Here is a 17,524-nt window from a genome sequence, read left to right on the forward strand (position 1 = left end):
CTTCACGTCTCTCTCCACGATGGAGAGTGCAGGGTCGAGCAGCCGGCGTTCGGCCGGTGTCTACGGCGGCATGGTCAGCCCTGGCGAAGCCAGACGGCACCGAGCGGCGGGACCTGGAGGGCCGCCGAGGCGACCATTCCGTGCCAGGGCACGTTCTCGGCCCGTACCTCGCCAAGGTTGCCCACCCCCGACCCGCCGTAGTGGTGCGCGTCGGTGTTGAGCACCTCCTGCCAGGTGCCGCCGGCCGGCAGGCCGATCCGGTAGTCGTGCAGCGGCTGGGCGGAGAAGTTCGCCACGCACACCAGCGTCGAGCCGTCCGGGGCGATCCGGACGAATGACACGGTGTTGTTGGCGACGTCGTCGCCGGCGATCCAGCGGAACCCGGCCGGCTCGGTGTCCTGTGCCCAGAGCGCCGGGGTGTCCCGGTAGACCCGGTTGAGGTCACCGACGAGTCGTTGCACACCGGCGCGGGCCGGGTCGTGCAGCAGGTACCAGTCGAGGCCGCGCTCCTCGCTCCACTCCCGGTCGTCGGCCAGTTCGGAGCCCATGAAGAGCAGTTGCTTGCCGGGGTGCGCCCACATGTACGCCAGCAGTGCCCGGACGTTCGCCAACCGCTGCCAGGTGTCGCCGGGCATCTTGCCGGCCAGTGAGCCCTTGCCGTGCACCACCTCGTCGTGGCTGATCGGCAGCACGTAGTTCTCGCTCCAGGCGTACGCCAGGGAGAAGGTGAGCTGGTGGTGGTGGTGCTGGCGGTAGATCGGGTCCTTCGAGGTGTAGAGCAGGGTGTCGTGCATCCAGCCCATGTTCCACTTGAACCCGAAGCCCAGCCCGCCGTCGGCGGTGGGCCGGGTGACGCCCGGCCAGGCGGTCGACTCCTCGGCGATCATGACGACGCCGGCGTGGTGCTTGTAGACGGTCGCGTTCACCTCCTGCATGAGCGCGATGGCCTCCAGGTTCTCCCGGCCGCCGTACTTGTTCGGGGCCCACTCGCCCTGGTTGCGGGAGTAGTCCAGGTAGAGCATCGAGGCGACGGCGTCGACCCGCAGCCCGTCGACGTGGAACTGGTCGCACCAGTAGAGCGCGTTGGCGACCAGGAAGTTGCGCACCTCGTTGCGGCCGAAGTCGAAGACGTACGTGCCCCAGTCGGGGTGCTCGCCGCGCCGCGGGTCGGGGTGCTCGTAGAGCGGGGTGCCGTCGAACCGCGCGAGGGCCCACTCGTCCTTGGGAAAGTGCGCGGGCACCCAGTCCAGGAGTACGCCGATGCCGGCGGCGTGCAGCCGGTCGACGAGGTGGCGGAACTCGTCCGGGTCGCCGAACCGGGAGGTCGGCGCGTAGTAGCCGGTCACCTGGTAGCCCCAGGAGCCGCCGAACGGGTGCTCCATCACCGGCAGGAACTCCACGTGCGTGAAGCCCAGCTCGGTGACGTACGCGGTGAGTTGTTCGGCCAGTTCGCGGTAGCCCAGGCCGGGCCGCCACGAGCCGAGGTGCACCTCGTAGACGCTCATCGGTTCCTGGTGCGGCTGCCGTTCGGCCCGCCGGGCCAGCCAGTCCGCGTCGTCCCACTGGTACGTCGAGTGGTGCACCACCGAGGCGGTGGCCGGCGGCACCTCGGCGTACGCGGCGAGGGGGTCGGCCTTGTCCCGCCACTGCCCGTCGGCGCCCAGCACCCGGTACTTGTAGCGGGCCCCGGCCCGGGCGTTGGGGACGAACAGCTCCCACACCCCGCTGGAGCCGAGCGACCGCATCGGCCAGCCGTCGTCGGGGCCCCAGCCGGTGAAGTCGCCGATCACCCGCACCCCACGGGCGTTGGGTGCCCAGACGCTGAACGCCACGCCCTCGTCGAAGACCCGGGCGCCGAGCGCCTCCCACAGTCGCTCGTGCCGGCCCTCGCGGATCAGGTGCAGGTCCAGCTCGCCGAGGGTCGGCGGGTAGCGGTACGGGTCGTCGTGGGCGGTGCCGTCGACCTCCACCCGGTAGTCGAGCACGCTGCCGTCGACCTGCGCCTCGAAGACGCCCATGTCGTGCACCCGCTTCATCGGGTACCGCTCGTCGCCGACGAGCAGCGCGACGTCGCTGGCGCCCCGGCGCATCGTGCGGATCGTCGTGGAGGAGTCGGCGGGGTGCGCGCCGAGCAGCGCGTGCGGGTCGTGCGTCGCGCCGGAGATCAGCTGGTCCATCGGGCGTCCTTCGGAGCGGCGTCGGTCGGTACGGAGGCGGACGGGCGGGTGGCCGCTCGGCGCGGCGGGGTCGGGACCGGGCCCGACCGGCGGGGCGGAGTCGGAACGGGAGCTGTCGACGCGGCAGCTGTCGACGCAGGAGGCGCCGGAGCAGGAGGCGTCGGTGCAGGAGCTGTCGGCGCAGGAGGTTTCGGGACGGGGGCTGTCGGTGCGGTGCCACCGGACAGGTCGTCCGGCACGTCGGCGACGGTGAGGCTTGCCGGCTCGGCGCCCGCCGGCTGCGGCTGGGTCGGCGGGGTCGGGCGACGCACTGTCAACACGTGCGCGGGTTGCAGGTACGGGTCGAGCCGTACCGCGTTGCGCTGACCCCAGTCGTAACTGGTGCCGGTCAGCTCGTCGTGCACCGTGAACCGTTCGTGCCAGTCGAAGCCGAGCGCCGGCATGTCGAGGGTGGTGTTGCCCCACTGCACGACGCGCGGGTCGAAGGAGCAGATCACGATGACCGTGTTGCCGGTCTCCGGGTCGTGCTTGGACCAGCAGAGCAGCGCCGGGTTGTCGATCTCGTGGAAGCGCAGGTTGCGGAGCTGGTGCAGGGCCGGGTTGTCGTGGCGTACCCGGTTGAGGGTGGCCAGGAACGGCGCCAGCGAGCGGCCCTGCGCCTCGGCGCCGGCCCAGTCCCGTGGTCGCAGCTCGTACTTCTCGTTGTCGAGGTACTCCTCGGCGCCCGGTCGGGCCACGTGCTCGAACAGCTCGTAGCCCGCGTACAGGCCCCAGGAGGGGGAGAGCAGCGCGGCCAGCACCGCCCGGATCTTGAACATCGGCGGCCCGCCGTGCTGCAACGACTCGTGCAGGATGTCCGGGGTGTTCGGCCAGAAGTTCGGCCGCATGTAGTCGGCCGCCTCGATCAGCTCCTCGCAGTACGCCCGCATCTCGGCCGCCGTCGTGCGCCAGGTGAAATAGGTGTACGACTGGGTGAAGCCGATCTTGCCGAGGCCGTGCATGATGGCCGGCCGGGTGAACGCCTCGGCCAGGAACAGCACATCCGGGTCGACCGCCTTCACCTCGGCGATCAGCCAGTGCCAGAAGTCGAACGGCTTGGTGTGCGGGTTGTCCACCCGGAAGATCCGGATGCCCTCGCCGACCCAGTGCAGCACCACCCGCAGCACCTCGGCCCGGATGCCCTCCGGGTCGTTGTCGAAGTTGACCGGGTAGATGTCCTGGTACTTCTTCGGCGGGTTCTCCGCGTACGCGATGCTGCCGTCGGCCCGGGTGGTGAACCACTCCGGGTGCTCGGTGACCCACGGGTGGTCCGGCGCGCACTGCAACGCCAGGTCCATCGCCACTTCCAGGCCCTGTGCCGCCGCCGCCTGGATGAAGGCCCGGAAGTCCGCCGGCGTACCCAGATCGGGGTGGATCGTGTCGTGGCCGCCCTCGGCGGCGCCGATCGCCCACGGCGAGCCCACGTCGGTCGGCCCGGCGGTGAGGGCGTTGTTCGGGCCCTTGCGGTTGACCCGGCCGATCGGGTGGATCGGCGGCAGGTAGAGCACGTCGAAGCCCATCGCGGCCACCCCTGGCAGCCGCTCGGTGGCGGTCGCGAAGGTGCCGGACCGCCCGCCCACCGCTCCTTCGGAGCGGGGGAAGAACTCGTACCAGGCCGAGTAGAGCGCCCGCTTGCGGTCAACCCAGATCGAGTACGTGCCACCGGCGGTGACCAGCTCCCGGACCGGGTGCTCCCAGAGCAGGTCGGCCAGGCCCAGCGCCGGGTCGACCCGCTGCGCCAGCGGCAGGTCGGTGTCGACCAGCGCGGTGAGCGCGTCGGCGACCCGGGGCCGGTCGGCGGTCGGCACGAGGCTCCCGGCGGCGGCGAGCACCCGCGCGCCCTCGGCCAGGTCGTTGGCCAGGTCCTCCGGCCCCTGCCCGGCGGCGATCTTCTTGGTCACCGCGTTCTGCCAGGTCAGGTACGGGTCCTGGAACGCCTCCACGGAGAAGGTCCACGAGCCGACGGCGTCCGGTGTGATGGTGGCGTGCCAGCGGTCCTGGCCGGGCTCGCCGGGGCGCATCCGGGTGAACGGCCGGCTCGCGCCGTCCGGACCAGCCCACACCACGTTGCAGCCCAGCGCGTCGTGCCCCTCCCGGTAGGCGCGCGCCGACACCGGAACGGGCTCGTCGACCACCGCCTTGGCCGGGTATCGCCCGCACGAGACGACGGGGGAGACGTCTTCGATCGGGAACCGTCCAGTCACCCCGCCAACCTACTGCGCGAGATCCGTTCGCGCGCGGTCAAGCCCGCCGGTCCGCCCCACACGCGGTGCCGCGCCCAGGGCCGCCCCGGCAAGATCCGCGCACTTTCGGGGAAGCTGCTGCCTCAACGCATCGTCCACGCGGCAACTTCCCCGAAGTTGTGCGGGTCTTCGCGGTGCCGGCGAGGTGACTTCAGGCGGAGTGCCCCCGGTCGGAGGGGTGACCGGCGCCCCAGCCGGTGTTCGTCGCCCGCCAGGACGGCCAACCATGCGGCCACGTGTCGGGCCAGTTGTCGATTCGGCCGGCCGGCACGATCCCAGTGGGGCTGACCGCGTCTCGGGCGACCCGATCGGCGACCTCGCCGATCTCCACCGCGGTCAGCGGAGCCCACCAGCCGAACCGCTCGAGCGCTCGGTCGACCACAGCCTGCGCTTCTTCCGACGGTATGCCGGCTGCGGTGAGGAACCACTGCAGGGTGCGGCTGCAGTTTCCCTGCCAGCCGTCGTTATCGACGGCGGGGGTGGCGGCGAACGCCATCAGCTGTGCGACGGCGGCCTCCCAGGCGGCGACGACATCCGCCGCACCGGCGGCCCGCGTCGGATCGACCGACGGCAGAAGGTGGTCGAAACGCTCAGCCAGGCTCTCCAACCAGCGCCGCCAGGCCAGCAGCGAGTCGGCGACGAACGTCGGCGCGTCAGCCGGTGCCGGGATGTGGTCGGTCACGAAGCCCACATGCTCCCGCTCCCAGGGCCCCCAGTGCCAGCGGTAGGCCCACGGGCCGTACCGGTCGGACAGGAGCACGCTGACGGACTCGACCCAGGCGAAGTCTTCTGACCACCCGGCGTGTCCACCGTCACCGGAGGTCGCCCGGGGAGGCGGCGGAGGCACCAACGTCCGGACAGCCACCGACATCTCGACCGGGTCGAACGGGTACCGCGCCGGATCGACGTCCGCCCACGTCTCGAGAAGATGCCTCAACCCGTCGTCCGCCATGGCTCCGCATCGTGGCAGGCAGCCACCCCAGCGTCGAGCGAATACCCGCGAGCGGTGCGCCAGTGACCGACGCCGAGCCGCAACCGGTCCCGCAGCCACACAGCGGCCGAGGACGCGCCCTGTGCCGTCGCGGTGCCGCGACCGTCCAGCTCACGTACGAGGGTCAGCTTGACCGCCGCCATGCGCTGCTCGAGGCGATGTGTCGCCTCCAGCGCCGCCACGAGATCGTGCTCGCTGGCAGCCCAGGCGGGTATGCCGAAGCAGGCCGCCACCGAGTCCTCGGCCTGCTCCAACGCATCGATCACCAGAAAGCATTAGAACACGTGTACGACGCCTCTCGGTGTCGGCGGGAGCGCCTCACCGAGCCGAGATGACGTAGCCTCCGGCCATGATCGAACGGGTGAAAGTCGCGGTTGTCGGTGTCGGTAACAACACGTCGGCACTGGTGCAGGGGCTGGCTCTCTACCGCCAGAGCGGCAGCCTGGTCGGAATCCGCAGGCCGATGATCGACGGACTCGGGGTGGGGGACATCGACGTCGTGGCGGCCTTCGCCACCTCCGAGGAGAAGATCGGTCGGGACCTGACCGAGGCGATCTTCCTGGCGCCCAACAACTTCCCCCGGCTGGATTGCGACCTGCCCAGAGCGGGCGTGCCGGTCACGAAGGGCCTCGTCGACGCGAGCGAGGTGCAGCGGGTGGCGGCGGCGCTGACCGGGGCGGAGGTGCTGCTCTACTCGGCGCCGAGTGGCCGGCCGGAGACCGCCCGGGCGTACGCCGAGGCAGCCCACACCGCGGGTGTTGCCTTCATCAACACGACCTCCGACCCGGTCGCCCGCGATCCACGCTGGATCGACAGGTTCGAGGAAGCCGGTCTGCCGTTGCTCGGCGACGACCTGGCCAGCCAGTTCGGCACCTCGGTGTTGCACAACGCGCTGCTGCGGCTCCTGCAGGAGCGGGGCCTCACGCTGGTCAGCTCCTACCAGGTCAATCTGGGCGGCACCGAGGACTTCCGCAACCTGGTCGAGAACCCCAACACCAAGAAGCAGTCCAAGCTCAACGCCCTGTCGGGCGCTGACAGCGTCGAGGTGGCCCCGCTCGGGTACCTGCCGCATCTCGCGTCGCAGAAGGTGGCTCACCTCAACCTTGAGGCGCAGGGTTGGGGTGAGACAGCGGTGAGCCTCGACGTGAAGCTGAAGGTGCACGATCCGAGCGGTGCCGCCGGCGTCAACATCGACCTCGTCCGCATCGCGGCCAGCGCGCTACGGAACGGGCGTGGTGGTCATGCTGCCGAGGCGACGTCGTTGTTCAAGTCGCCGCCGGGCACGGCGATCTGAGGTCGGTCTCCCTAGGCCGCGCCGACGGAGCGGTAGACCTCCAGGGTTTGTCGGGCGATGGCGTCCCAGGAGAAGTGCTCCACCGCGCGCCGCCGGCCGGCCAGGCCGAACCGCTCGGTGCGCGCCGGGTCGGCGAGCAGCGTGTTGATCGCGGCCGCCAGATCGGCCACGAAGCGGTCCGGGTCCAGTGGGGTGCCGGAGCCGTCGGTGGCCTGCTCGATCGGCACCAGCAGGCCCGTCTCGTCGTCGGCCACGACCTCGGGGATGCCGCCGGTCGCGGTCGCCACCACCGCCGTCTCGCAGGCCATCGCCTCCAGGTTGACGATGCCCATCGGTTCGTAGACCGACGGGCAGACGAAGACGGTGGCGTGCGTGAGCACCTGGATCACCTCGGGCTTGGGCAGCATCTCGGCCACCCAGACCACGCCGGAACGGTTGGCCCGCAGCTCGGCGACCAGCTCCTCCACCTCGGCGGCGATCTCGGCGGTGTCCGGCGCGCCGGCGAGCAGGACGAGCTGGGTGTCCGCCGGCAACTCCCGGGCGGCCCGCAGCAGGTACGGCAGCCCCTTCTGCCGGGTGATCCTGCCCACGTAGACCACGCTGGGGCGGGACGGGTCGACGCCGAGCCGGTCGAGCACGTCGGTGCCCTGATCCGGGGCGTACTGGATGGTGTCGATGCCGTTGTAGACCACCCGGACCCGGTCGGGGTCGATCTGCGGGTACGCGGCGAGTACGTCGTTGCGCATCCCGCCGCTGACCGCGATCACCGCGTCGGCGGCCTCCATCGCGGTGCGCTCGATCCAGGAGGAGAGCGCGTAACCGCCGCCGAGCTGCTCGGCCTTCCACGGCCGCAGCGGCTCCAGGCTGTGCGCGGTCACCACGTGCGGCACCCCGTGCAGCAGCTTCGCGGTGTGGCCGGCCAGGTTCGCGTACCAGGTGTGGCTGTGCACCACGTCGGTGCCGGCCGCGCCGGCGGCCATCTCCAGGTCCACGCCCATCGTGCGCAGCGCGGCGTTCGCGCCGGTCAGGCCCGGCGGTTCGGCGTACGCGGTGACGCCCGGCTCGGTGCGCGGCAGGCCGAAGCAGTGCACCCGTACGTCAGCGAGGCTGCGCAACTCCCGAGCCAGGTACTCGACGTGCACGCCCGCGCCGCCGTAGACCTCCGGTGGGTACTCGCGGGTGAGCAGATCGACGCGCAGGGATCCGGTGGCCGGGGAGGAGTCGGTCATGTGCGCACCCTAGTGCAGAAGACTCCCCGTACGAGTGGTGAAGTGGGACGCGGGTGGATAGCGTCGGGGCATGGCTGCCAAGGTGCTCGCGATCGTCCTGGCGGGTGGGGAGGGCAAGCGCCTGATGCCACTCACCACGGATCGGGCCAAGCCGGCCGTCCCGTTCGGCGGGATGTACCGCATGGTCGACTTCGTCCTCTCCAACCTGGCCAACGCCGGCTATCTCAAGATCGTCGTGCTGACCCAGTACAAGTCCCACTCCCTCGACCGACACATCACCAAGACCTGGCGGATGTCCACGCTGCTCGGCAACTACGTCACCCCGGTGCCGGCGCAGCAGCGTCGTGGCCCGTGGTGGTTCGCCGGCTCGGCCGACGCCATCTACCAGAGCTTCAACCTCATCAATGACGAGCAGCCCGACTACGTGATCGTCTTCGGCGCCGACCACATCTACCGGATGGACCCGCGGCAGATGGTGGAGGACCACATCGCCTCCGGCGCGGCGGTGACCGTGGCCGGCATCCGCCAGCCGCTGTCGATGGCCGACCAGTTCGGCGTCATCGAGGTCGGCGAGGACGGCAAGCGGATCCGGGCGTTCCGCGAGAAGCCCACCGACGCGGTCGGTCTGCCCGACGCGCCGGACGAGATCTACGCCTCGATGGGCAACTACGTCTTCACCACCCGGGCGCTCTGCGAGGCGGTCGAGCGCGACGCCGAGGACAAGTCCAGCAAGCACGACATGGGCGGCAGCATCATCCCGATGCTCGTCGAACGCGGCGAGGCCAACGTCTACGACTTCCGCGACAACGAGGTGCCGGGCAGCACCGACCGTGATCGCGGCTACTGGCGGGACGTGGGGACGCTCGACTCGTTCTACGACGCGCACATGGATCTGATCAACGTGCACCCCGTCTTCAACATGTACAACTTCGACTGGCCGATCTACACCGAGCAGCCGCCGTGGCCGCCGGCGAAGTTCGTGCACCAGTGGGGTGAGCGGGTCGGCCGGGCGGTCGGCTCGATGGTCTCCCCGGGTGTGGTGATCTCCGGCTCGCTGGTGGAGAACTCGATCGTCTCGCCGAAGGTGCGGGTGCACTCCTGGGCGCACGTCGAGGGCTCGGTGCTGATGGAGGGTGTGGAGATCGGCCGGCACGCGGTGGTCCGGCGGGCCATCCTGGACAAGAACGTGTTCGTCCCGGAGGGCGTCGAGATCGGCGTCGACCTGGAGAAGGACCGGCAGCGTTACACCGTTTCCGACAACGGCATCGTGGTGATCGGCAAGGGCCAGAAGGTCGTGCCGTGACCGACCCGCACTCCCCGAGGAGGATCCCGCAGTGACCCACCCCCGTGCCGGCCAGCCCGCCGAGCCCGCCGACCTGGTCGACGTGCCGCGCCTGGTGACCGCCTACTACGCCGAGCATCCGGATCCCGCGGACCCGGCCCAGCAGGTCTCCTTCGGCACCTCCGGCCACCGCGGCTCCAGCCTGCGCAACGCGTTCAACTCCGACCACATCCTCGCGGTCACCCAGGCGCTCTGCGACTACCGGCGCGAGCAGGGGCTGGACGGGCCGCTCTTCCTCGCCCGGGACACCCATGCGCTCTCCGCGCCGGCCGCGGTGGACGCCCTGGAGGTGCTCGCCGCCAACGGGGTCACCGTGCTGGTGGACAGCCGCGACGGTTACACCCCGACCCCGGCGCTGTCGCACGCGATCCTCACGCACAACCGTGGGCGGACCAGCGGGCTCGCCGACGGCATCGTGATCACCCCGTCGCACAACCCGCCCGACGACGGCGGTTTCAAGTACAACCCCACCAACGGTGGGCCGGCCGACACCGACGTGACCCGGTGGATCCAGGACCGGGCCAACGCCATCCTCGCCGCAGGGCTCAAGGAGGTCCGCCGGATCACCTACGCGCGGGCGCGGGCCGCCGACACCACCGGGGAGTACGACTTCCTCGCCAACTACGTCGACGACCTGCCGGCCGCGATCGACATCGACGCCATCCGCGACGCGGGGATCCGCATCGGCGCGGATCCGCTGGGCGGGGCGAGCGTGGCGTACTGGGGTGAGATCGCCGAGCGGCACCGCCTGGACCTGACCGTGGTCAACCCGACGGTCGACCCGACCTGGCGGTTCATGACCCTGGACGGCGACGGCAAGATCCGGATGGACTGCTCCTCGCCGAACGCGATGGCGTCGCTGATCGCCGCGCGGGCCGACTACCAGATCTCCACGGGCAACGACGCCGACGCCGACCGGCACGGCATCGTCACCCCGGACGCCGGGCTGATGAACCCCAACCACTACCTGGCCGTGGCGATTCGTCACCTCTTCCGCACCCGCACCGAGTGGGGGCCGGCCGCCGCGGTGGGCAAGACCCTGGTCTCCTCGTCGATGATCGACCGGGTCGCCGCCGACCTGGGTCGGCCGCTGCTGGAGGTGCCGGTCGGCTTCAAGTGGTTCGTACCCGGCCTGCTGGACGGCGCTGTCGGCTTCGGTGGCGAGGAGAGCGCCGGGGCATCGTTCCTGCGGCGCGACGGCTCGACCTGGACCACCGACAAGGACGGCCTGCTGCTCTGCCTGCTCGCCGCCGAGATCCAGGCCACCACCGGCCGCAGCCCGAGCGAGCACTGGGCGGAGTTGGCCGAACGCTTCGGCGCGCCCGCGTACGCCCGGATCGACGCCCCGGCCACCCGGGAGCAGAAGGCCGTGCTCGGCAAGCTCTCCCCGGAGCAGGTCACCGCAACCGAGCTCGCCGGTGAGCCGATCACCGCGACGCTGACCACCGCTCCCGGTAACGGCGCGGCGATCGGCGGCCTCAAGGTCAGCACCGAGTCCGGCTGGTTCGCCGCCCGTCCGTCCGGCACCGAGGACGTCTACAAGATCTACGCCGAGTCCTTCCAAGGCCCCGACCACCTCAAGAAGATCCAAGAAGAAGCCAAAGCCCTGGTAGACCAAGCCCTAACCCGCTAACCCCGGAGCGCTAACCCCCGAACGCCCGCCTTGATCATGAAGTTGTTGCCCTCCACGTCGGCGTGTCGTGGCAATAACTTCATGATCGACGGGGACGGGTGGGGCGGGGTCAGCAGGGCGGAGGTATTTCCCGTTGGGTGCGGCGCAGCTCCTCGGGGAGCAGTTCGCGGAGCTGCTCGGGGAGGAACGGCAGGTCGAGCAGGGTCATCTTCAACTGGTTGCGTTCCTGGTAGCGCAGCGGGTCGAAGCGCACCACCAGGCCGGCGTTGCGGCGGTAGTTGATTTCCACAGCTCCCTCGGTGGCCGGGTCGCGGAACACCAACCCGTCCATCTCCACCACCACCGGGGACGAGTCGGGCTCCAGTTCCAGCCGGATCTTCTCGCTTGGTGACAGCACCACCGACCGGGAGATGCCGGCCATCGGTGCCGACGGCGTGATCACCATCGAGTCCGCCGCCGGGGAGATCAGCGGGCCGCCGGCGGCGTAGCTGTACGCCGTGGAGCCGATCGGGGTGCTGACCACCACGGCGTCGCACCGGTAGTAGCCGTACTGCTGGCCGTCGATGGCGAGTGTGACGTTGACGAAGCCGGAGCCGGGCTGGCGCACCAGCGCGATGTCGTTGAACGCCACCACGTCGTCGCCACACACGTCGCAGGCGAGGCAGGCGTGCGACTCGATGGTGAACTCCTTCGACAGCAACCGGCTCAGCGCCTCAGGAAGCTCCGGCGGCTCGATCTCGACGAGAAAACCCACACGACCCAGGTGTACGCCGAGCACCGGCTTCGGGTCGAGGACGGCGGATCGCAGCGCACCCAACATGGTGCCGTCGCCGCCGACGCTGATCAAGGCGTCGGCGCGGGCCGCCACCTCGTCCGCCGGCACCGGCACGATGCAGGACGAGACGCGGTGCTGGTCCTCCTCGCGAACCATCAGCGTCTTGTGGTGACGCTTCGCCCACCGTTCGATGATCCCGACCACCTCGGTGACATCCCGGGTGGGGTGCAGCACAAGTCCCAGCCCCGACACCCGTACAGCTCACCACATCGGCGGCGACCGTACCCGGCGTACAGCGAAGGTGCGCCGACGGTCCACGGACCGTCGGCGCACCTCGCCACCATCAGGGGCGGGGCTGCCCGGTGAGGTGGTTCAGCGAGCGGGCGACCAGGTCATCGCGGGACGCCGGAGGCAGACCCTCCAACCCGAAGCCCAGGTACACCGTGTCCCCGGTGACCACCACCGAGCCCTCCTCGAACGCCTGCTGGCTGCGCGACCAGTCGTTGGCGTTGCCGGCGGAGCCGGGCGGTGGGCCGGCGACCGTCCAGCCACCCAGGTCGGCCGACTCGAACGAGGTGTCCGCCACTGTCGACCCGTCGACCAGCACCCGGGCGTCGTCCAGGAAGACGCCGAGACCCTGGGTGCTCCAGTCCGAGGCGTACGTGATCGACACCTCGACCTGCTTACCGGCGTAGCCCGACAGGTCGGCCACGAACTCCTTCCAGCCTCCCGACGACCCGCTCGCCGCGTTCCAGCTGCCGGTGCTCCCGGTGGGGGAGCAGTCCGCGCCCTGGTAGTGCGCGAGGAACGGGTGCAACTGCTCCACCCAACCCTCGGCGCAGCTGTCCCCGGTGCCCGTGCTGGTCTTGCCGTTGGCGTCCGGCAGGGTCGTCCAGTCGTCGCTACCCACCTCGTGCGCCTCGACGAACATGAAGTCCCAGTCCTGCTCGATCTCGTAGGAGGTGGAGAAGCGCAACTCTCCGCTGCTCGCCCCGGTGAGATCCACAGTGCGTGTGAGCCGCTTGTACGACTCGTCGGTCTGTCCGCTGTACAGGTACCACTCACCCGTGCGCGGATCGAACGGCGCGCCGCCCGGTCGGCCCCAGCCCACCGGCGCGGAACTGGCGAACTGCGGGAACTCGTCCGGCGGCAGGAAGCTCGACGTGGTCAGGAACGACGCGGTGTGCGCCTGGTTCTCCGCCGAGCCGGAGGCGTTCAGCTGCCCGTCGAAGCCGGTGAACGCGGCGTCGGTCCCGACGACCGGGAACGGCTCCCCGTCCGGGCTGGTCCCGCCGTCGCTGACGTAGGTGTGCGCGCCCAGCCAGTACTGCTGGAAGTCGTTCAACAGCGGCAGACAGCTGGCGGCCTCGGCGTCGGTGCACTCCGGTGGCGCGTCCGGGTGATAGACGTACGAACCGTTGGCGCCCTGCGCGAACAACGCGTACTGGCCGCTGACCAGCAGTTTGCCGCCCTCGTTCAGGTAGTCCCGAACGGCCAGCTCGGTTTCCAGTGCCGCCCTGGCCGTCGTGCCGGCCACCTGACCGGGGGAGCGCAGGATCACGTCGTCGCCGGTCTCCCAGACCACCGCCTCGTAGTGCGACAGCACGCCGAGCGGGTGCGGTGCCTTGCGGCCCATCGCGTCGAAGTCGTACACGTCACTGCTGCGCCCGGCGGCGCCCAGCGACGCCGCGACCTCGTCGGCGTACTTCGCTGTGGTGCCGGTCTGCGCCGGGCTGAGGCCGGTGACGTCCTCCACCGCGAGGACCAGCACGTTGCCGCCGATGTCGTTGTGCACCCGATAGGTGAAGTGTTCGCTGGCCACCACCCCGGCACGTGGTTTGTTTCCGGTGAACCAGACCTCCACCCGGTCGCCCGGCTTCGCGCCGCTGACCGTGCCCCGTAGCTCGGCGTAGTAGTCGTCGTGTGTGTCGCCGTACCGCTCGCCGCCGCGCCACTCGCGGACCGCTACCGTCTTCGGCCGCCCACCGTTGACCGTGTAGTGCATCCGCACGTTCCTCAGCGCCCGACGGGTGATCGAGGCGACCTGCTGGGTGCGCCCGTACGAGGTGTCGAAGGCGTCGACCACGAAGTCCGGGGTGCTTCGACCGACCACCGAGACCGGGTCGTCCGGGTCCGCCGCCGACCGGGCCACGGCCAACGCGAACGGTAGGTTCTTGCTCACCTCGCCAGCGATCAGCGCCTCGTCGTCAGGGAAGATGAAGCCGCTGACGCAGTCCTCCGGGCGCCACTGGTCGTCCGGGTCGACGGCCGAGGCGGCCTCGCAGGTGGACATCTCCGGGGTGAAGCCCAGCGTGCCGTACCTGACGGTGGCGTGACTGTCGGTGTCACCGTTCGTGGTGTACAGCTCCGCGGAGATGTCCGGGTCGTAGCCGGGCACCGCGGGGTGCGCGTCGTCCCCGACCATCGCCTTGTAGATCTCGTCGTCCGGGCTGGGGGTGCTCACCTGCCAGCCGATGCCGTAGAGCAGCAGTTCGGCCGCCGAGTGGTAGTTCACGAAGAACTCGAACCCGACCCGCTTGAAGAGCCGGTCCAGCGCCTTGGTCTCCGGCTCGGAGTTGGGGCCCGGGCCCCGGTAGGTCTCGCTGTTCGGCTCCGGCGACGAGCCCTCGTTGTCGTACCCCCACTTGTAGCTGAAGTTGCGGTTGAGGTCGACGCCGTCGCCGGAGCCGAGCTGCCCGTCGCCGTTGTTGTCCCGCAGGTTCTTGCGCCACAAACGGTTGCCGGGGGTGAACGTGAAGTCGTAGCCGTCCGGGTTGGCGACCGGCAGGAACCACAGCTCGGTCGTGTCCAGCAGTCGGGTGATCTCCCGGTCGGTGCCGTAGCTGTCCAGCACGTGATGCATCAGCCGGCGGGTCATCTCCGGTGTGATCCACTCGCGGGCGTGCTGCGCACCGGCGTAGAGCACCGCCGGTCGCCGGCCGTCTTCGACGGTCCGCGCATTCTTGGTGACCTTCACGGCGACGATCGGCTGCCCCTGCTGGCTGCGACCGATCGTCTCCACCTTGGTCAGCTTGGGATACCGGGCCGCGGTGGCGTTCAGCTCGTCTCGCAGGCCGCCCGGCTCACCATAGGGACGGAAACTCGTCCAGCCGGCCGCGGCCTGCTCCCGTAGCGCCTGCGACGCGTCCTTGCCTCGCACCTTCTTCACCGACAGCGGTACGCCCTTGTCGGTCAACCGCTTCGCCTGCCGTCGGCTGAGGACCGTCTCGACCGTCGTGCGGCCGGCCGCGTCCGCCTTCGCGTCGTGGCCGAGGTCGACCCCCGCCGCGCGCAGTTGCTCCCGCTGTTTCGCGTCGACAGTGCCGACGTACACCTCCAGGCCGTCGCGGACGCCCGGGTCGGACGGCGGCCGCGCGCTGGCCGGTGGGGTCAGTGCCAGTGCGCCGAGCAGGGTGACCACGCCGGCGATCGCCAGTCGTCTCGGTCTCATCGCGCCTCCTTGGGTGAAGGACCTGTAGGCGCGAGCCTTCGGTGCGGCGTTATCGATGTCAATAGTTCGATGGGCGAGAGGTGACTGGCCGTGTCGATGCCGGTGCCAGTTGTGATGGTCTGTTGCTGCCTCAAGCCGGAACCGGGCAAGGGGATGTCAACCGCTTTTGGGTAACTTCTTGATTACTATCCGTTTTGCTCAGCTATGGTGCTCTCGTGTGTTTCATGGGGGAAATGTTCCTAACTCGTCGAATGAACGACGGATCGTGGCGGACGCGGGTAGCACGGTGAGGGGTGCCGGAGTACTCAGCCCTCCCGCAGTCACGGCTCCGCGTCCGAGCGGGCGCGACGGCGTGGGCGCCGGCTCGGGGTCGGGCTCGGCCGGACCGTGGGCCGCGCGAATCTTCCGGTGCTATCCGGTCAGCCTGGTGGTGCTCGCACCGTACGTGCTGTTCATCCTTCCGATAGCTGTGGTGTACGAGAATCCCGACCTCGGATTTCTGATGCGTCTGGTCGGACTGGCACTGGCGGGCAGCCTGCTGGTGGAGACGGCCGCGCTGCCGCTGCGTGGCTCAGCGCTCGGCTGGGCTCGCGGCGTACGGGCGGTGAACGGTCATCCGCGCATCTACGCCGTCGCTCGCTGTGTCGCCGTGGTCAGCATCGCCGCGGATCTGACCGGTGCGGTGGTCGGGCGTGGGACCATTTTCACGCAGGTCTCCGGGGGCCTCCCCGACTCGCCACTCGGCAGTCTCACCGCTCTGGTCTCCGGCTGGTCGGCGCTTGCCGTCGCCCTGCTGATCGCGTCCACCCTGGGCGGCCGTGCCAGCACGCGGAGGGTTGGTGGCTGGCTGTTCGCGCTGGCGCTGACCCAGGCGCTTCTCGTCGTCATGACAGCCCGTGCCGCGCCCCTGCTCGGGTTCATCTCCTTCGTGGCGGCGGCTGGCGCCATCTCCGGAGTCATCCGGGCCCGCTACCTCGCGGTGGCCGCGGTGGTGGTCGCCCTTGCCTGGCCCACCCTTTTCGAGTTGCGCAACGACATCCGCCAGAGCGGTGGGGTCAGTGTGTCCGAGCAGGTCACCGCCGAGGACCGCCTCCGGCTGGACCTCCAGATGTCGGCAGTCGCCCACCACCGGGTCCCGGTGGACCTGCCACAGCCCGGTCCGGTGGACTACCTGCGGTACGGGCTGGTGCCCAGGGTGCTGGACACCGACCGGCCCACCATCTCCACCGGAGTGGTGATCAATCAGTACCTCGGTAGCAGCGCCACCTCGGCCTACAGCTTCCTGGCCCTGGGCAACGTGTATTTCCTCGACGGACCGTGGGCGGTCATCGTCTACTACGGGCTGTGGTCGGCCCTCATGGTGCTGCTGCTGCGGGTCGGCGGGGCGCCCGGTCCGATGCGCCTTGCCGCGCTCTGTTTCACGCTCGCCGGCCCTCTGCTGTGGTCCAGCACCTACCCCGATTCGATGATCGCCGTCATTCAGCACGCGGTTTCGGCGGTACCAGTGTTCGTGCTGCTTCGTTTGACGGACAGGAGTAGCAGCGGTTCAGAAGGGAAGCAGCATGCAGGCAGACGCCATCAGGCAGGAACTGCGGCGATTGGCCACGCACTACCCGCCGGAGTGGCGGGCAGCACTCGAGCATGAGGTGGAGCGGCAGACGTTCCACATCGGGCTGGTGTCCGGGCTCGTGCCCGCGGGGGCCGTTGCCGACATCGGAGGCGGGACGGGGCTCTTCTCGGTCGGGTGCGCCGCAGCGGGCATGTCCGTCACCCTGATCGACGACTTCGCCGACCCCGGGAATGAAGCCCGTACCGACGAGTTGCTCGACGTGCATCGCGGTGGCGGCGTCAAGATCGAGGTTCGGGATGTCGTCCGGGATGGACTGGGCCTGGCGCCTGGGTCGATGGACGTCATCACCACCTTCGACAGCATGGAGCACTGGCACAGCTCACCGAAGCGTCTGTTCGCCGAGGTGACGACGGCGCTGCGCCCCGGCGGATGGTTCCTGCTCGGCGTACCCAACTGTGTCAACCTCCGCAAGCGTGTCACCGTCCCGCTGGGGCGTGGCAAGTGGTCGTCCATGGCCGACTGGTATGAGCGCCCGCATTTTCGCGGCCACGTGCGGGAACCAGACGTCGACGACCTGCGGTACATAGCTCGGGACATGAAGCTGACGAGCGTGCGGATCATCGGTCGCAACTGGCTCGGTCGCGGCCACGCCCATCCGCTCGTCCGGGCGTTGACCCCAGTGGTGGACCGGGTGCTTCGTAGCCGGCCCACTCTCTGTTCGGACATCTACCTGCTCGGACGCAGGCCCCTCGACCACTGAGCGTCGGCCGTGCGATCCCC

Annotated in this window: 12 protein-coding genes; 5 read left to right on the forward strand and 7 right to left on the reverse strand. The window is 70.0% G+C overall.

Features of this window, described 5'->3' with window-relative positions; all coding sequences use genetic code 11:
* Window positions 1-74 precede the first annotated feature (74 nt).
* From glgB to GA0070561_RS16445, 4 genes are all read right to left on the reverse strand, one after another.
* Entirely contained in the window at window positions 75-2,177 is a 2,103-nt protein-coding gene (gene glgB, locus GA0070561_RS16430; protein ID WP_091401454.1) for a 1,4-alpha-glucan branching protein GlgB, read from the reverse strand.
* Window positions 2,165-4,420 (reverse strand): alpha-1,4-glucan--maltose-1-phosphate maltosyltransferase, encoded by a 2,256-nt coding sequence (locus GA0070561_RS16435; protein ID WP_091401457.1) that lies wholly within the window; start codon window positions 4,418-4,420, stop codon window positions 2,165-2,167. The genes glgB and GA0070561_RS16435 overlap by 13 nt, the downstream gene beginning before the upstream one ends.
* A 190-nt stretch (window positions 4,421-4,610) precedes the next feature.
* Entirely contained in the window at window positions 4,611-5,396 is a 786-nt protein-coding gene (locus tag GA0070561_RS16440; protein ID WP_244166267.1) for a hypothetical protein, read from the reverse strand.
* Entirely contained in the window at window positions 5,393-5,716 is a 324-nt protein-coding gene (locus GA0070561_RS16445; protein ID WP_309251768.1) for a hypothetical protein, read from the reverse strand. The genes GA0070561_RS16440 and GA0070561_RS16445 overlap by 4 nt, the downstream gene beginning before the upstream one ends.
* A gap of 83 nt (window positions 5,717-5,799) precedes the next feature.
* On the opposite strand from GA0070561_RS16445, the gene GA0070561_RS16450 reads away from it, so the two are divergent.
* Window positions 5,800-6,744, forward strand: coding sequence for an inositol-3-phosphate synthase (locus tag GA0070561_RS16450; protein ID WP_091401462.1), 945 nt, complete (start codon window positions 5,800-5,802; stop codon window positions 6,742-6,744).
* Window positions 6,745-6,755: 11 nt separating this feature from the next.
* On the opposite strand, the gene glgA is transcribed toward GA0070561_RS16450, so the two are convergent.
* Complete coding sequence (gene glgA / locus GA0070561_RS16455) at window positions 6,756-7,973, reverse strand: glycogen synthase (protein WP_091401465.1); 1,218 nt, start codon at window positions 7,971-7,973, stop codon at window positions 6,756-6,758.
* Window positions 7,974-8,043: 70 nt separating this feature from the next.
* Between glgA and glgC the strand changes: the two genes are divergently transcribed.
* Window positions 8,044-9,276 carry a glucose-1-phosphate adenylyltransferase gene (glgC, locus tag GA0070561_RS16460; RefSeq protein WP_091401467.1) on the forward strand — a complete coding sequence of 411 codons (1,233 nt, stop codon included), beginning with the start codon at window positions 8,044-8,046 and terminating at the stop codon, window positions 9,274-9,276.
* A gap of 31 nt (window positions 9,277-9,307) precedes the next feature.
* Entirely contained in the window at window positions 9,308-10,948 is a 1,641-nt protein-coding gene (gene pgm, locus GA0070561_RS16465; RefSeq protein WP_091401469.1) for a phosphoglucomutase (alpha-D-glucose-1,6-bisphosphate-dependent), read from the forward strand.
* A 109-nt stretch (window positions 10,949-11,057) separates the two neighbouring features.
* On the opposite strand, the gene GA0070561_RS16470 is transcribed toward pgm, so the two are convergent.
* Together GA0070561_RS16470 and GA0070561_RS16475 are read right to left on the reverse strand one after the other, a co-directional pair.
* On the reverse strand, window positions 11,058-11,966 hold the full coding sequence (locus tag GA0070561_RS16470) for an NAD(+)/NADH kinase (RefSeq protein WP_373861496.1): 909 nt from the start codon (window positions 11,964-11,966) through the stop codon (window positions 11,058-11,060).
* 100 nt (window positions 11,967-12,066) lie between these two features.
* On the reverse strand, window positions 12,067-15,174 hold the full coding sequence (locus GA0070561_RS16475) for a M14 family metallopeptidase (RefSeq protein WP_091401474.1): 3,108 nt from the start codon (window positions 15,172-15,174) through the stop codon (window positions 12,067-12,069).
* Between the two features lie 427 nt (window positions 15,175-15,601).
* Between GA0070561_RS16475 and GA0070561_RS16480 the strand changes: the two genes are divergently transcribed.
* Together GA0070561_RS16480 and GA0070561_RS16485 are read left to right on the forward strand one after the other, a co-directional pair.
* Window positions 15,602-16,819: a hypothetical protein gene (locus GA0070561_RS16480; protein ID WP_141710389.1), complete on the forward strand. Its 1,218-nt coding sequence runs from the start codon at window positions 15,602-15,604 to the stop codon at window positions 16,817-16,819.
* Window positions 16,737-17,504 carry a class I SAM-dependent methyltransferase gene (locus GA0070561_RS16485; protein ID WP_091401478.1) on the forward strand — a complete coding sequence of 256 codons (768 nt, stop codon included), beginning with the start codon at window positions 16,737-16,739 and terminating at the stop codon, window positions 17,502-17,504. The genes GA0070561_RS16480 and GA0070561_RS16485 overlap by 83 nt, the downstream gene beginning before the upstream one ends.
* The last annotated feature ends 20 nt before the right edge of the window (window positions 17,505-17,524 follow it).

The organism is Micromonospora saelicesensis (assembly GCF_900091575.1).
Lineage (GTDB): Bacteria > Actinomycetota > Actinomycetes > Mycobacteriales > Micromonosporaceae > Micromonospora > Micromonospora saelicesensis.

Bases quoted from the DNA above. Each gene is read 5' to 3' on its own strand.
- glgB (WP_091401454.1), bottom strand. From the start codon at position 2,177: ATGGACCAGCTGATCTCCGGCGCGACGCACGACCCGCACGCGCTGCTC.
- GA0070561_RS16450 (WP_091401462.1), top strand. From the start codon at position 5,800: ATGATCGAACGGGTGAAAGTCGCGGTTGTCGGTGTCGGTAACAACACG.
- glgA (WP_091401465.1), bottom strand. From the start codon at position 7,973: ATGACCGACTCCTCCCCGGCCACCGGATCCCTGCGCGTCGATCTGCTC.
- glgC (WP_091401467.1), top strand. From the start codon at position 8,044: ATGGCTGCCAAGGTGCTCGCGATCGTCCTGGCGGGTGGGGAGGGCAAG.
- GA0070561_RS16475 (WP_091401474.1), bottom strand. From the start codon at position 15,174: ATGAGACCGAGACGACTGGCGATCGCCGGCGTGGTCACCCTGCTCGGC.
- GA0070561_RS16485 (WP_091401478.1), top strand. From the start codon at position 16,737: ATGCAGGCAGACGCCATCAGGCAGGAACTGCGGCGATTGGCCACGCAC.